This is a genomic window from Aeromonas sp. s10 (assembly GCF_040907975.1).
Taxonomy (GTDB): domain Bacteria; phylum Pseudomonadota; class Gammaproteobacteria; order Enterobacterales; family Aeromonadaceae; genus Aeromonas; species Aeromonas caviae.
In genome coordinates, this window is the sequence record NZ_JBFOCV010000021.1 from 24,330 (window position 1) to 40,077 (window position 15,748).

General features: G+C 58.7%; 8 protein-coding genes. 7 read left to right on the forward strand and 1 reads right to left on the reverse strand.

The window, feature by feature from the left end; all coding sequences use genetic code 11:
• Positions 1–11: 11 nt before the first annotated feature.
• On the reverse strand, positions 12–4,469 hold the full coding sequence (gltB, locus tag AB5Y59_RS05335) for a glutamate synthase large subunit (protein WP_368211607.1): 4,458 nt from the start codon (positions 4,467–4,469) through the stop codon (positions 12–14).
• A gap of 613 nt (positions 4,470–5,082) precedes the next feature.
• Between gltB and AB5Y59_RS05340 the strand changes: the two genes are divergently transcribed.
• The 7 genes from AB5Y59_RS05340 to AB5Y59_RS05370 form a co-directional block, all read left to right on the forward strand.
• Positions 5,083–6,027 carry a TIGR01212 family radical SAM protein gene (locus AB5Y59_RS05340; protein WP_042864044.1) on the forward strand — a complete coding sequence of 315 codons (945 nt, stop codon included), beginning with the start codon at positions 5,083–5,085 and terminating at the stop codon, positions 6,025–6,027.
• 370 nt (positions 6,028–6,397) lie between these two features.
• Positions 6,398–8,542: a type I secretion system permease/ATPase gene (locus AB5Y59_RS05345; RefSeq protein ID WP_039040368.1), complete on the forward strand. Its 2,145-nt coding sequence runs from the start codon at positions 6,398–6,400 to the stop codon at positions 8,540–8,542.
• Entirely contained in the window at positions 8,535–9,950 is a 1,416-nt protein-coding gene (locus AB5Y59_RS05350; protein ID WP_010675165.1) for an HlyD family type I secretion periplasmic adaptor subunit, read from the forward strand. The genes AB5Y59_RS05345 and AB5Y59_RS05350 overlap by 8 nt, the downstream gene beginning before the upstream one ends.
• Positions 9,951–9,985: 35 nt before the next feature.
• The gene (locus tag AB5Y59_RS05355) at positions 9,986–11,317 is read left to right on the forward strand and encodes a TolC family outer membrane protein (RefSeq protein ID WP_010675164.1); all 1,332 of its coding nucleotides are present in this window, start codon (positions 9,986–9,988) and stop codon (positions 11,315–11,317) included.
• Between the two features lie 99 nt (positions 11,318–11,416).
• Positions 11,417–12,175, forward strand: coding sequence for a transglutaminase-like cysteine peptidase (locus AB5Y59_RS05360; protein WP_223917454.1), 759 nt, complete (start codon positions 11,417–11,419; stop codon positions 12,173–12,175).
• A gap of 3 nt (positions 12,176–12,178) precedes the next feature.
• Entirely contained in the window at positions 12,179–14,104 is a 1,926-nt protein-coding gene (locus AB5Y59_RS05365) for an EAL domain-containing protein (protein ID WP_139737592.1), read from the forward strand.
• Positions 14,105–14,371: 267 nt separating this feature from the next.
• Positions 14,372–15,748, forward strand: a 1,377-nt coding sequence (locus AB5Y59_RS05370) for a retention module-containing protein (protein ID WP_368211608.1), incomplete at its 3' end; no start/stop codon positions are given.

The following is a 15,748-nucleotide window of genomic DNA, read 5'->3' on the forward strand; positions in this document are numbered from 1 at the left end:
GGGTTCCCTCCTTATTGCGCCTGGATTCTGAGTTCTGCACTGGAACGGCTGGTGTGGCCAAGCAGCGATTTGACGTCGCTGGACTTGGGTTTGATCAGCCTGAACTTGGGCACATAGGAGTCGAAGTTGGCCAGGATCTCCTCGGCACGCGAGCTGCCTGTCTCGTTGAGGTGCGCCGTGATGATACCGCGCAGGTGCTCCTGGTGGATGGCGAGATCCGCCACCTCCAGCAGTTCGACCAGCTCGGGGTTGGTGCGCTTGGCAAAGTTGCCGCACTCGTCGAGCACGTAGGCGAAACCGCCTGTCATGCCCGCCGCGAAGTTGACACCGGTCTTGCCGAGCACGGTGACGATGCCGCCTGTCATGTATTCACAGCCGTTGTCGCCAATCCCCTCGACCACCGCCAAGGCCCCTGAGTTGCGCACCGCGAACCGCTCGCCTGCGGTCCCTGCGGCATAGAGCTTGCCGCCGGTGGCGCCATAGAGGCAGGTGTTGCCGATGATGGCCGCCTCGTGGGATTTGAACGCCACGCCGACGTGGGGTTTGATCACCAGCTTGCCGCCGGTCATCCCCTTGCCCACGTAGTCGTTGGCATCCCCGGTGAGGATCATCTCAAGGCCACCGGCGTTCCAGACGCCGAAGCTCTGGCCGGCGGTGCCGTTGAAGTGCACCTTGACCGGTTCGGCCGCCATGCCCTGGTTGCCGTGGCGCTTGACGATTTCGCCGGACAGACGCGCACCCACGGAGCGGTCGGTGTTGCGGATGTCGTAGCGGAACTCGCCGCCACTCATGTTTTCCACCGCGTCCAGCAGGTCTTCCACCATCTTGAGGTTCAAGGGCCCCTTGTCGAAGGTGGGGTTGTGCTGCTGGCTGAACAGACTGGAGCCTGCCGGTGCAACCGGGCTTGCCAGAATGCCGGACAAGTCCAGCTTGGCCTGACGGGCGGTGAGGCCGGGCAGGGCTTCCAGCAGGTCGGTACGACCGATGAGGTCGGTGAGCTGGGTGACGCCCAGCTCGGCCATCAGCTCGCGCGTCTCCTCGGCGATGAACTTGAAGTAGTTCATCACCATCTCCGGCAGGCCGGTGAAGTGTTCGCGGCGCAGCTTCTCATCCTGGGTGGCGACGCCGGTGGCGCAGTTGTTCAGGTGGCAGATACGCAGGTATTTGCAACCGAGCGCCACCATGGGGCCGGTACCGAAGCCAAAGCTCTCGGCGCCGAGGATGGCCGCCTTGATGATGTCCAGACCGGTCTTGAGGCCGCCATCCACCTGCAGGCGCACCTTGTGGCGCAGGCCGTTGGCCACCAGCGCCTGCTGGGTTTCGGCCAGGCCCAGCTCCCAGGGGGAGCCGGCGTATTTGACCGAGGTGAGCGGGCTGGCGCCGGTGCCGCCGTCGTAGCCGGAGACGGTGATGAAGTCCGCATAAGCCTTGGCCACGCCACAGGCGATGGTGCCGACGCCGGGCTCGGACACCAGTTTCACCGACACCAGGCAGTTCGGGTTGATCTGCTTGATGTCGAAGATGAGCTGGGCCAGATCCTCGATGGAGTAGATGTCGTGGTGGGGCGGCGGGGAGATCAGGGTCACGCCGGGCACCGAGTAGCGCAGCTGGGCGATTTGCGCGGTGACCTTGTCTCCGGGCAGCTGGCCACCTTCACCGGGCTTGGCACCCTGGGCGACTTTTATCTGCACCACGTCCGCGTTCATCAGGTAGTGCGGGGTGACGCCAAAGCGACCGGACGCCACCTGCTTGATGCGAGAGTTCTTCTCGGTGCCAAAACGCTTGGGATCTTCACCGCCTTCGCCGGAGTTGCTCTGACCGCCGAGGCGGTTCATGGCGATGGCCAGGGCCTCGTGGGCTTCCGGGCCGAGGGCGCCGATGGACATGGCCGCGGAGTCGAAGCGGGGGAACAGCCTGGCGGCTGGCTCCACCTGATCCAGCGCAACCGGGGTGGTGCCCTGTTTGAGCGACAGCAGATCGCGCAGGGTGGCGACCGGGCGCTCGTTCACCAGACGGGCATACTCCTTGTAATCGGCGTAGTTGCCGGAGCGCACCGCCACTTGCAGGGTCTGCACCACGTCCGGGTTGTAGGTGTGGTACTCGCCACCGTGGACGAATTTCAAGAGGCCGCCCTGGGTCAGCGGCTTGCGGCCGAGCCAGGCCAGACGGGACAGATTGATCTGATCCTGCTGGATGTCGGCAAAGTCGGCACCCTGGATGCGGCTCGATACGCCGCGGAAGCAGAGTTCGACAACAGCCCTGGAGAGGCCCACCGCCTCAAACAGCTGGGAGCAGCGGTAGCTTGCCACCGTGCTGATGCCCATCTTGGACATCACCTTGTAGAGGCCCTTGTTGATGCCGTTGCGGTAGTTGAGCATGGCCTGGCGCAGGCTCATCTTGAGCACGCCTTCCTCTACCTGCTTGGCGAGGGTCTCGTAGGCGAGGTAGGGGTAGATGGCGGTGGCGCCAAAGCCCAGCAGCACGGCGAAGTGGTGCGGGTCGCGCACGCTCGCGGTCTCCACCAGGATATTGGCGTCGCAGCGCAGGTTGTTGTCCACTAGGGTACGCTGCACCGCACCCACCGCCATGGCGGCCGGGATGGGCAGGGTATCCGGGCTGATGTCCCGGTCTGACAGGACCAGCAGCACCGCGCCGCTGCGGGCCGCTTCAGCTGCCTCGTGGCAGAGACGCTCAAGGGCAGCCTGCAGCCCCTCTTCGGGCTGGTAGTTGAGGCTCAGCACCGCGTGGCGGTAGTGCTCCCCTTCCAGGGCCAGCAACTGATGGAAGTCGGAGTAGAGCAGGATCGGCGACTGGAACAGCACCCGGTGGGCGTGACCGAAGGTCTCGTTGAACACGTTCTGTTCGCGGCCGATACAGGTGGCCAGGGACATGACGTGATTTTCCCGCAGGGGATCGATGGGCGGGTTGGTCACCTGGGCGAACATCTGGCGGAAGTAGTCGTACAGGGTACGCTGGCTGGAGGAGAGCACCGCCATCGGGGTGTCATCCCCCATGGAGCCCACCGCCTCCTGGCCATTCTCGCCGAGCACGCGGATCACCTGATCCAGCTCTTCAAAGGAGTAGCCGAACAGCTTCTGGTAAGTCTTGAGCCGGTCATCCGGGAATTCCCGCGATCCCGTGCTGGCATCGTCCATCTGCTCGAAGGGAACCAGACGCTTGCAGTGCTTGTCCATCCACTGCTTGTAGGTGTGACGGCTCTTGAGATCGTCGTCAATTTCGAAGCTGGTCCAGATCTTGCCGTTGCTGGTATCGACCACGAACAGCTCCCCCGGGCCGACACGGCCCTTCTCCAGCACTTCGTCCGGGGTATAGTCCCAGGTGCCCACTTCGGAGGCCAGCGTGATGAACTTGTCCTTGGTGATGACGTAACGTGCCGGACGCAGACCGTTTCTGTCGAGTGCGCAGGTAGCGTAGCGACCGTCGGTCATGACGATGCCGGCCGGGCCGTCCCAGGGCTCCATGTGCATGGAGTTGAAGTCGTAGAAGGCGCGCAGGTCGTCATCCATGTTCGGGTGCTTCTGCCACGCAGGCGGGATCAGCAGGCGCATGGCACGGAACAGGTCCATGCCGCCGGCCAGGAAGAGATCCAGCATGTTGTCGAGGCTGGAGGAGTCCGACCCAGTGGTGTTGACGAAGGGGGCGGCCTCTTGCAGATCCGGGATAAGCGGGGTGGCGAACTTGTAGCTGCGCGCCTTGGCCCATTGGCGGTTGCCGGCAATGGTGTTGATCTCGCCGTTGTGGGCGAGGTAGCGGAACGGCTGCGCCAGCGGCCAGCGCGGGCTGGTGTTGGTGGAGAAACGCTGGTGGAACACGCAGATGGCGGCCTGCATGCGGATGTCGGCCAGATCCAGATAGAAGCGCGGCAAATCCACCGGCATGCACAGTCCCTTGTAGACGGTGACCAGGTTGGAAAGGCTGACCACATAGAAGTAGTCGTCGCTGATGCGCTTCTCGATGCGGCGGCGCACGATATAGAGGCGGCGCTCGAGATCCTTGTCGACCCAGCCCGGGGGCGCGTTGACAAAGACCTGTTCAATGCTGGGCAGGGACGCCTTGGCGATGGAACCGAGTACGTTGGTATCGATGGGCACCTTGCGCCAGCCGACCAGACTCAGGGTCTCTCTTTCCAGCTCCTCGTCGATGATGTCGCGAGTGGCCTGGGCCAGGATGGGATCGGGGTTGAGGAACAGCATACCGACCGCGTAGTTGCGGCCCAGGTGCCATCCCTTCTCTTCGGCGACCGCTCTAAAGAAGCTGTCGGGTTTTTGCAGCAACAGGCCGCAGCCGTCGCCGGTCTTGCCATCGGCGGAGATACCGCCGCGGTGCTGCATGCGAGCCAAGGCTGACATCGCGAGACGGACAAGCTTGTGGCTGGCTTCCCCTTCCATGTGGGCCAACAGGCCGAAGCCACAGTTATCCCTCTCCAGCTTTGGATCATATAGTGACATTGCATTTCTCCCTTGCTCGGCCTTCCATCGCACTGTCATCAACAGACTGCATAAATTGCGATTGGCTCTTGTGGTTCCGTCCGCCTGAGGTGGCGAATCTCCAAACTAATGGGATTTTCGGGCAAGGTCAATTGGACATCCCGCCTGTTTGCAATGTTACATCACCATAACAAAATGTGGGTTTTAGAGACTCAATCAGCATTTTTGTGTATTTATGGCTGCTTTTTTTTTATTTGTTGGCTTTATGTTCTGGTTATGGACGGTTTAGTGGTTGACTGCATGGTGGCGGGGAACTGTAGTAATTTTACAAAGTCATCTCTGGTGTGCTTGGCGGGGATCACATTTCAGGATCCTGCGTCTTGCATTTGTCCATAAGCAGACTAAACAGGATTTTTTCAGTAGTTACAGCCGGTTATGGGCGAGAGGTTATGACACTTTTCTCTAGGTGGCAGGAGTGACAGGTTGTCAAAAGTGACCGTGAATGCTGACTGTTGGGTATTTATCGCATCTAACGTGAATATTTATATGATTTTTGGGTAGAGAGCGGGATTGATCCAGCGCAGCCTACTCGCCGGGCTGCGTCGCTAGAATGACACCTCATTTCGGAGGTGTCATGCAGTTACACGAACTCATCAATACATTCGGCCAGGATCTCAAGCAACGCCACGGCCAGAAGATCCACAAACTCTCCATTCACGGGGCCTTTACCTGCCCCAACCGGGACGGCACCCTGGGCCGGGGTGGCTGCACTTTCTGCAATGTCTCCTCCTTTGCCGACGAGTCGGCCCAGCAACTCTCCGTGGTGCAGCAACTGCTGGCACGCCGGGACGAGGTGACCCGGGCCAGGCGCTATCTGGCCTACTTTCAGGCCTATACCAGCACTTATGCTGAAGTGGAGTACCTTCAGCGCATGTATGAAGAAGCCTTGTCGGTGAGCGACATGGTGGGGCTCTGCGTCGGAACTCGCCCTGATTGTGTACCCGATGCGGTGCTGGATCTGCTGGCAGGTTATCAGGCCCGCGGCTACGAGGTGTGGCTGGAGCTCGGGCTGCAAAGTGCCAACGACAAGACGTTGCAACGCATCAATCGGGGTCACGGCTATGCCGCTTATGCCGATGCCGTTGCCCGAGCCCATCTGCGAGGCATCAAGGTGTGTGCCCATCTCATCGTCGGCCTGCCCGGCGAGGTGCCGATGGACAGCCTGGAAACCCTCCATCGTGTCGTGGAGACCGGCGTCGAGGGGATCAAGCTTCACCCACTGCATGTGGTGGAGGGGAGCACTCTTGGCAAGGCGTGGCAGGCGGGACGGCTGGATGTGTTGACGATGGAGCAGTATGTGGCGGCGGCGGTCGCCATGATCCAGTACACGCCTCCCGAGGTGGTCTATCACAGGGTCTCGGCGTCGGCGCGCCGCCCGACCCTGCTGGCCCCCGCCTGGTGCGAGAATCGCTGGAGCGCCATGACCGCTATTGCCGCGGCGCTGGCACGCTCAGGCCCTCAGGGGCACTGCCTGGGACGCCCTTTTTCTCTCCCTTCCACGGGCGAGTGCCAACTCTAATTTCGTCAAAAAAACAGTGGGTTATTAGATGAAATTCAGTCTTTGGAGTATAGTTTCGTTCAAGTCACCTTGATAAGATGGTCGGCTTGAAAAAAGATATAGTTATCAATAACTCTTTGCAGTTTGTATACCGGGCGGTGTCTCTTCGAACCGGGTGGCATATTTCTTGGCAACATCAGGTGCCTGGTATGTCCCCTCCGTTTCCGGCATGAAAATCTGTGAGGGAGGCGAGACATGCAGTGTCCCGGCTCTGTGCGCTAATCGGGTTGTGGGTCTGGGTGGCGAGGTCTGTTCTGTTTTTCCGGATCGCCGCCGGGCTTTGGATATTCGGCCCCGAGACAACCTTCTGAATCATGTTTGATGGGATGCTATGCAAGCAGAAACCAGCCATATAGATGAACTGTTGGAGTGCTTGGTCTTTTTGACCCGCTTTTACGGGGTGCCCAACAGTCAGGATGCTCTCACCACCGGCTTGCCACTGGTCTCCGGGCGTCTCAGCACGGCGCTCTTCAGTCGTGCCGCCGAGCGGGGCGGTCTCTCTGCCCGCGAAGTGATCCAGCCCCTTGAACAGATCTCCTCCCTGCTGCTGCCCTGCGTCTTGCAGACGCGCAATGGCGGCGCCTGCATCTTGCTTGAATGGAATGAAGAACGCACCCAGGCGAGGGTCATCTTTCCCCAGGCCGGAGACGCGGCTCAATGGGTCAGTCTTGCCCAGCTGGGTGACGAGTACAATGGTCGTCTGTTCTACGTCAAGCGGCAGTTCAAATTTGATGAGCGCTCGCCCAAAGTGCTGGAGACCCGTGATGGTCACTGGTTCTGGAGCACCTTGTTCGAGTCCCGCGGTATCTATCGGGATGTGCTGGTGGCCTCGATCCTCATCAACCTGTTTGCCATCGCCAGCCCCCTGTTCACCATGAACGTCTATGACAAGATTGTGCCCAACCTGGCATTCGACTCCCTCTGGGTGCTGGCAGTTGGAGCCATGGTGGTGTTCACCTTCGACTTCGTGATGCGCCAGCTGCGCAGCTACTTCATCGATATTGCAGGCAAGAAATCCGACGTGCTGTTGTCGGCCAAAATCTTTGCCAAGGTGATGGGCATGAAGATGGAGTCCAGGCCTGCGTCGACCGGTGCCTTTGCCAAGCACTTGCAGGAGTTTGAATCGGTGCGCGAGTTTTTCACGTCGGCCACCGTCTCCACCCTGATCGATCTGCCGTTTGCCATCTTCTTCCTCTTCATCATCTGGATTTTCGCCGGTGTCATGGTGGTGGTGCCCATCATCGCCATCCTGATCCTGGTGGCCTACAGCTTCTACATTCAGGCACCGCTGAAGCAATCCATCGAGGAGGGCTCCCGGCTCGCCTCCCAGAAGAACGCCAATCTGATCGAAAGCATCTCGGGCCTTGAGACCGTGAAGATTTTCGGGGCCGAGAGCATGTTCCAGCACCGCTGGGAGCAGGCGGTGTCCCACATCTCGACCTGGGGCGTGCAGACCCGGCGCATCACCAACTCCATGTCTTCTCTGGCGAGCTACATCCAGCAGGTGGTGACAGTGGGACTGGTGATCGTCGGTGTTTACCAGATCTCGGAAGGGTTGGTGACCATGGGGGGCATGATAGCGGCCGTGATGCTGTCGAGCCGGGCCATCGCCCCCATGGTGCAGCTCTCGGTACTCTCCACTCGCTACAACCAGGCCAAGTCGGCGCTCGAAATCCTGGAGAAGATCATGATGACGCCGGGTGAGCAGGAGGAGGGCAGGCAGTACATCCACCATCCGGTCATCCAGGGGCGCATCGAGTTTGAAAATGTCTCCTTCAAGTATCCGGGCATGGAGAGCAGCACCCTGCACAACATCAACCTGCGCATCGAGCCGGGTGAGAAGGTGGCCATCATCGGGCGGATCGGTGCGGGTAAAACCACGCTGGAGAAATTGCTGATGGGTCTCTATCGCCCGACTGACGGCCTAGTGCGTCTGGATGGCTTTGAGCTGGACCAACTGCCGCCGACCATCATTCGCCGCAACATCGGCTGTGTGCCGCAAGATGTGACCCTCTTCTTTGGTTCCGTACGGGACAACATCATGCTGGGCAATCCCCTGGTGGACGATGCCCGTGTCTTGCGCGCCGCCAAGCGGGCCGGGGTCACCAACTTTACCAACCGGGATCCCAACGGTCTCGACAGACAGATTGGCGAAGGGGGACGTCAGCTCTCCGGTGGCCAGCGTCAGTCCATCCTGCTGGCTCGCGCCCTGCTCAACGATCCCCCCATTCTGGTGATGGACGAGCCGACCTCCAACATGGACAACCAGTCAGAGATGCACGTGAAGCAGGAGCTGGCGCGGCTCGGCCCCGAAACCACCCTTATCCTCATCACCCACAAGACCTCCATGCTGGATGTCGCTTCCCGGGTCATCGTCGTGGAGCAGGGGAAGATAGTGGCGGACGGTCCCAAAGAGGTGGTGTTGCAGCAATTGAAGGAAGGCAAGGTGCGGGTGCAGGAGACGGCGAATGGCTAACCACTGGTTCAAGAAAACGCCCTCAGATACGGTCTTGCCTGCACCCGAGCATCTCGAGTACGTGGATGACGGCGCCGCCGCCGTGCTGCTGACGACACCCACCCGTGCCAGAGTCCTGCTGTGGGCCTGCTTCCTGTTTTTTGTCAGCGCCATCGTCTGGGCAGCCTGGGCAGAGCTGGATGAAGTGACCGTCGGCCAGGGCAAGGTGATACCGTCGCGCCAGTTGCAGGTGATCCAGAACCTGGAAGGGGGGATCGTCAAGGAGATCTTCGTCAAGGAGGGGGACATCGTCGAGAAGGGACAGCCACTGCTGCGCATCGACGATACCCGCTTCAAGTCGGATTTTCGCGAACGGGAGCAGGAGCTGGTCACCCTCAAGGGGGATATCGCCCGCCTGCGCGCCGAAATTCGCAGCGTGGTGGTCAAGAACGAGCCCAATCTGGGGTGGCGTGAACAGGTAGCCATCGACAAACAGGCCATCGAGTTCCCCGAAGGGTACGAGAATGTATTTGCCGAATATGCCGCCCGTGAAAGGTCGGTGCAGGAGGCGCGTTTAAACAACCTCAAGAACCAGCTCTACATCCTGGGACAGCAGATCGAGCAGAAAGAGCAGGAGACCATAGAGCTCAATGCCAAGATCCGGACCGTAGGCCGCAGCGTTGATCTGGCTCGTCAGGAGCTGAACATCAGCCGTCCTCTCGCAAAAGAGGGTATAGTTCCTCAAGTGGAGCTAATTAAACTGGAGCGGCAGGTCAACGAAATGCAAGGGGAGCTGGAGGCGAACCGCCTGCTGGTGCCCAAGCTCAACTCGGTACTGCGGGAGACCATCTCGAAGCGAAATGATATCGCCCTGAAATTCCGGGCGGACTCCCAGACCGAGCTGAACGAACGTCAAGGCAAGTTGAGCCAGTTGTCGGAGGGTCAGGTCGGCCTCAGGGACAGAGTCGATCGTACCAGTGTGATTGCGCCTCTCAAGGGGACCATCAAAAAGCTCAAGATTAATACGCTGGGTGGGGTCGTTCAGCCGGGCATGGACCTGATGGAGATAGTGCCGCTGGAAGACACCCTGCTGGTTGAAGCCAAGGTGTCGCCCAAGGACATCGCGTTCCTCAGACCCGGACTGGAGGCCGTGGTCAAGATAACAGCCTATGATTTCACTATTTATGGAGGTTTACATGGCAAGGTTGAACAGATAAGTGCCGACTCAATCCAGGATGAGGAGGGCAATTCCTTCTATCTGGTGCGAGTACGAACCGAGAAGAGTTATCTGGGCGATGAGCTTAACGCACTTCCCATCATCCCCGGTATGTTAGCCAGTGCAGATATTATTACTGGTAAAAAAAGTGTCCTAGACTACTTGCTGAAACCCATCTTGAGGGCTAAGCAGTCGGCACTGAGAGAACGATAAGCCAACAATCTAAAAACAACATGACTGGAGATACCATGAAGAAGACGATTGTTGCCATGCTGGTTAGTGGCACCATACTGTTCCCGGGCCTGAGCCAGGCACAGACGCTGGAACAGTCAGTGGCGCAGTCACTGGCTACCCATCCGAAAATCAAGGAAGCTTTTGATCTCTATCAGGCACGACTGTATCAGCATGATGGAGCCAAGGGCGGCTATTACCCCACCATTGATCTGCGTGGTGGCGTCGGTTACGAGAAGACTGACAGTCCCTCGACCCGTGCCGCAGGTCCCAATTCACAGACGATCGATGACTCCATGACGCGCAAGGAGGCCGGGATCAGCCTTCGCCAGATGCTGTTTGACGGCTTTGATGTCAGCAGCAACGTGGCACGGACCGATGCCGCCGCCCAGGCCCAGCGCCTGGCGATGATCTCCGAGGCGGAGAACACGGCCCTGCGCGTGGCCGAGGTCTATCTCAACATGCTGCGTCAGCAGGAGATTCTGGAGCTGTCCAAGCAGAACCTTGAAACCCACGAGCAGATCCGCAGTGACATCCAAAAACGGACCGACTCCGGTCTTGGGTCGACCGCTGACCAGACCCAGATCGACGGTCGTGTGGCTCGGGCTTACTCCAATCAGGCGGCGGCGGAGAACAACTATCGGGATGCCGAGAGTGAGTTCATCCGTGTCGTCAATGAAGTGCCCAAGGATCTCGTTCAGCCAGTACCGAACACCCAGCTCCTGCCAGCAACACTGGAAGATGCGCTGAAGACGGCAACAGAGGTTCACCCGACCCTGCTGTCATCCCTGCAGGACATCGAAGAGGCGAAGTACCAGCATGAAGGCTCCAAGTCCGGGTTCTACCCGAACGTAGCCTTTGAAGTGGATCAGAACTGGAACGAGGACATCGATGCGGTCAAAGGCCGTAACGACGATCTCACCGCCATGGTCCGGATGCGTTACAACCTGTTCCGCGGTGGGTCCGATCTGGCAGAAAGCAAGGCAACCTCAGCGCTCTATTCCCAGGCCAAAGACATTCACATGAATGCCTTCCGTCAGGTGGAAGAGGGGACCCGCCTCGCCTGGAACGCCAAAGAGTCGCTGGCCAAGCAAAAAGTCTTCCTCAAAGAGCATGTGGACGCCAGCTATGACACCGTACAGGCGTACAAGAAGCAATTCGGCCTGGGCCAACGGACCTTGCTGGACGTGCTGAACACGGAGAACGAACTGTTCGAGGCTCGCCGCAGCTACATCACGGCCGAGTACGACTCCCTGTTGGCGGATTATCGTATCCTCAATGCCACCGGTGGTCTGCTCAACGCCCTGAATGTGCAGCAACCGGCTGAATGGCAGGCCAACAATAACTGATGGCCCTGCCACTGATGTCATATCAGGCAAGGGGAATGGCTGCAGCGTGCTGCAGTCATTCTTTTATGCGTCCGGCGGTCAGGGGATGATGGCGGCGTCATGACACAGAAAGAAGTGGCATCGACAGGCTGGAGCCGACGTGATGGGTATCGAGCTGTCGCAGGTGCACGTGCGCCCTGGCGGGTTCGCCTGCTATGGCTGGCCCTGCTGGCGATCCCCCTGCTGCTCAGCGCCAGCCAGCCTCTCTCACCGGAGGATATGAAACTGGTCAAGCGCGCGGAGGAGACCTATGGCCCTAGGGCCGGCAAACGGGTCACCAGCTGGCGCACTTTGGCAATGCAGAACAAGGCAGCGGGGCTGACGGATCGGCAGAAGCTGGAGAAGGTGAACCAGTTCTTCAACCAGATGCGTTTCATCGATGACATCAAGTTGTGGCACAAGAAGGATTATTGGGCGACACCGCTGGAATTTCTGGGCGCAGCAGGAGGAGATTGTGAAGACTTCAGCATTTCCAAGTATTTTACCTTGCTGGAACTTGGCATCCCTGATGAAAAAATGCGAATGGTATATGTCAAGGCATTGGATTATAACCAGTTTCATATGGTCGTTGCCTACTATGAGACGCCTGCGGCAGTACCCCTGATTCTGGACAATCTTGTCGGATCAATTCGCCCGGCGACCCAACGGGCGGATTTGTTGCCAATTTACAGTTTTAACGGTAGTCACTTGTGGCTGATGAAGGCGCGTGGTCAAGGGGAACTGGCCGGGCAATCATCCCGCTTGGGATTATGGACAGACTTACGCAATCGCATGACATCGGGGCGATTGGCTCGGCCTGCGGTCAATTTGGATGATTAACCTATGACGCTCTACAGACAACTATTGGCAACCATGCTGCTGCTGTTCGGATTGCTGTTTGCCGCCACCTATTGGGTGCAATTCAATTCGACCCGCAACTACCTGGCGCAGCAGCAGGAGACCACCGTCATCAATACGTCCACCGCACTGGGTCTGGCGCTGACCCCCTATCTGGAGAACGGCGACAAGGTCAGTGCCGAATCCGTGATCAAGGCGGTGTTCGACGGGGGTTACTACAAGCTGGTCCGTCTCGATCTGCTGGCCTCCAAGGATGTCATCGAGCTGGAGAACAGCAGCCATATCGAAGGGGTCCCACAGTGGTTCATTGGGCTGGATCTGTTCCCTGAAGTGGCCAATGAGTCGATTTTGACGTCGGGTTGGCTGCAACTGGGCAAGCTGAAGGTCGTCGGCCACCCTGGACAAGCCTACTACGAGCTATGGAAAGGAATGAGCGAACTGGCCACCTGGTTCCTGGTCGGCTTTCTCGTCACCACTCTCTTGCTGATGCGGGCGCTCAATTATCTGCTCAAACCGCTCAAGCTGATTTGCGATCAGGCGGTTGAAATCGAGCTGCACCATTTCGGCCACGCCATTCCCGAGCCCAAGACCCGCGAGCTGCGGCAAGTGGTACAGGCCATCAATACCCTTTCCAGCAAGCTTGCCGTGCAGTTCAAAGAGCAGGCCGACGAGGCCGAGAATCTGCGAGCCCGCGTCTATGTGGATGCCGTCTCCGGGCTTGGCAACCGCTCTTACTTCGTCGGGCAGGTCAATGCCTGGATTGCGGAGGCCGGGCAGGGCGGGGTCATGCTGGTGGCCGTCGACATGCTGGACGATCTCTATCGGGAAGAGGGCTTTGCTGCAAGGGACAACATGGTCAAGTCCATTGCACAGGTGCTCAGGGAACTGCTGGATGGCTGGGATGGCGCGGCGCTGGCCCGGATCTCGGCGACGGAGTATGCCTTGCTCTGCCCCACCGATGATCTCTCTCAGCTCAAGGAGCTGGCGGAGCTCATCAACAGCCGTATCGCCGATCTGGTTGTCAATCCCATGGGAGAAAGCGGTGCGCTGTCCGTCGTCGGCATCGCCGGCCGTGATGGCAATGACGATCTCTCGGCCCTGCTGACGAAGGCGGATAACGCTCTTGGCAAAGCGCGCAATGAGCGGCGCGGTGCCGTCGTGGTGGAAGGCGGCAATGAGCAGGGACTGATGGGACGCCTTGCCTGGCGAGACCTGGTGCAGGATGCCATTGCCAGACATCTCTGGCGCTTCAAGGCACAGCCTGCATGCCGCTTCGATGATGGTACCCGCCTGCATGCCGAGTTGTTCGCGGCCATCTCGCGAGATGGAACGGATTACTTCGCAGGGCAGTTCTTGCCTGCGATCGAGCAGTTCAAGATGGGGGCCGAGTTTGACAAGGCGGTGCTTGAAGCCTGCGTCCCCTTGTTCAAGCAACAACCGAAATTGGTGTTGGCAGTCAATATCACGGCGGGTTCTCTCTGTTCGGATGAGTTCCTGACATGGCTCAGAGGCTATCTGTCGCTGAACGTGGAGCTGAAGGAGCAACTGCTGTTCGAGATCCCGGAAGCGGCCATCATGAAACACAAAGAGTATGTGACTCTTCTGGTTGAGCTGTTGCGAGAGCACGGCTTCTTGTGGGGGGTCGATCACTATGGCCGGCACTTCCAGTCCCTCGGCTATCTGGAAGAGCTGACCCCCGCTTATGTCAAGGTGGACCACGGGTATACCAGCCAGGTCATGGAACCAGGCGCCGATACCTCCTTCCTGGCGGCTGTCTGTCGGGCTGCCCACAATGCGGGTGTCACGACCATCGCCACCCGGGTGGAAGATCAACGGCAGGTTGAATTGTTGTCCAGTTTGCATATCGATGGTTATCAGGGGTTCGTTCACCCTGCATTTCCACTGGCATAAGCGGTACAACTCGATAGAAAGGGGCCCATTAAGGGCCCTTTTTTATATCTGTTTAGAATATGTACATCATTTTTACGCGACATATAGGTAATATCACTAAAACTCGCGCTGTTACTTAATTGATTTTTATATGTAAAAAATATTCGTTCGATTCGCTGCATCGGATGAAGTCAAAGAGACTCAACCCTGTACATTTTTGCAACGGAAGCAGGACGGGGGCGTATCTAGAGTGTAGGCATCAAGATCTGTCACCCTGGAGCAATGGATATGCGCACCCAAATCATCGACAAAACCGTGGTCGTCTCTTCCGTAGAAGGCAACGTTCAGATCCTGCTTGCCGATGGCAGCAGTCGCCCTCTCCAGCCTGGCGAGAGACTGCAGCCTGGCGCCAGACTCAATATCGCTGATGATGCCAAATTGATGCTGGCGCCCTACGATGACAAACCTGCAGAGGGCAATGGTGTCCCGGCAGGGACAGAGATGCCTCCAGAGGGGCAATCTTCCTCATCGGTTGCCAATCATCAGCAAGGCTCGCCTGAAGTGTCGCCAGAAATTGCGGCGTTGCAACAATCCATCCTGCAAGGGGTTGACCCGACCAAGAACTTCGAAGCCTCTGCTGCCGGTGGGGCACCTGCCGCCGGTGGTGGTGGCGGTATCGGCGGGGTCGCTGGGGCCAGTGGCAATGGTGGTTTTGTTGTCATAGATCGCATCGGAGATGCGACCATAGCCGAGGCCGGATTCGATACCGGCTATGACACGTTGATCGATCAGAATGTGCTGCAGGAAGACGATCTTCTGCCCGAGAATCAGCTCGATGATCAGGATGAGTCTGCTGTTACCCAGGAAGATCAGGCCATCAGTGGCAATGTGCTCGACAACAGCAACAATCCGGATGGTCCCCTTGATACGTCTGTCATTTCCTATAGCTGGGGCAGCAATCAGGGAATTGCTGCCGGCGTTGAGAGCACGCTGGATGGGATTGGTACGCTGATCATCAATGCCGACGGCTCCTATACCTTTACCCCTGCGCTGAACTACACAGGCCCTGTACCTGCGGTCAATTACACCGTAACGGATGGGGATGATACCAACGACTCCACTATGACCATCACCATCACCCCTGTAGATGAGCCTGTCTCGCTGAATGGATTGCAGGTCGAGGGTGGTGAGCTTGTCCTTGATGAAGCCGCGTTGCCGGATGGCTCAGCCCCCGATGGCGCAGCCCTGACCAAGAGCAGTACCTTTACATTCAATGCGGCAGATGGAGTGCAAAGCCTGACGCTGGGAGGTGTGACGCTGATCAGCAATGGCCAGGTCTTGACCACCTTCCCCCAGGGGATCCCCAGTCCTTTGGGAAATCAACTGCTGGTGACCGGCGTCAGCTACAACCCGGTGACAGGGGTTGGCAGCGTGACCTACAGCTACACCCTGAACGATAACGAAACACATAACAAACCTGCAAATGATGGGGCTCTGACGGAGAGCTTCAACGTCGTGTTGACGGACCTTGATGGCGACACGACCAGTGCAGGGCTGGATGTCGTGGTGCTGGACGACGTGCCGACGGCGGTGAGCGACGTCAACCTGACGGCGGCGAGCGAGAACAACCTGGTCCTCAATGGCAATGTCATCACCAACGACGTG

Coding starts and splice junctions, on each gene's coding strand:
- AB5Y59_RS05340 (WP_042864044.1), top strand. CDS start 5,083: ATGCAGTTACACGAACTCATCAATACATTCGGCCAGGATCTCAAGCAA.
- AB5Y59_RS05355 (WP_010675164.1), top strand. CDS start 9,986: ATGAAGAAGACGATTGTTGCCATGCTGGTTAGTGGCACCATACTGTTC.
- AB5Y59_RS05345 (WP_039040368.1), top strand. CDS start 6,398: ATGCAAGCAGAAACCAGCCATATAGATGAACTGTTGGAGTGCTTGGTC.
- gltB (WP_368211607.1), bottom strand. CDS start 4,469: ATGTCACTATATGATCCAAAGCTGGAGAGGGATAACTGTGGCTTCGGC.
- AB5Y59_RS05365 (WP_139737592.1), top strand. CDS start 12,179: ATGACGCTCTACAGACAACTATTGGCAACCATGCTGCTGCTGTTCGGA.
- AB5Y59_RS05360 (WP_223917454.1), top strand. CDS start 11,417: ATGACACAGAAAGAAGTGGCATCGACAGGCTGGAGCCGACGTGATGGG.
- AB5Y59_RS05350 (WP_010675165.1), top strand. CDS start 8,535: ATGGCTAACCACTGGTTCAAGAAAACGCCCTCAGATACGGTCTTGCCT.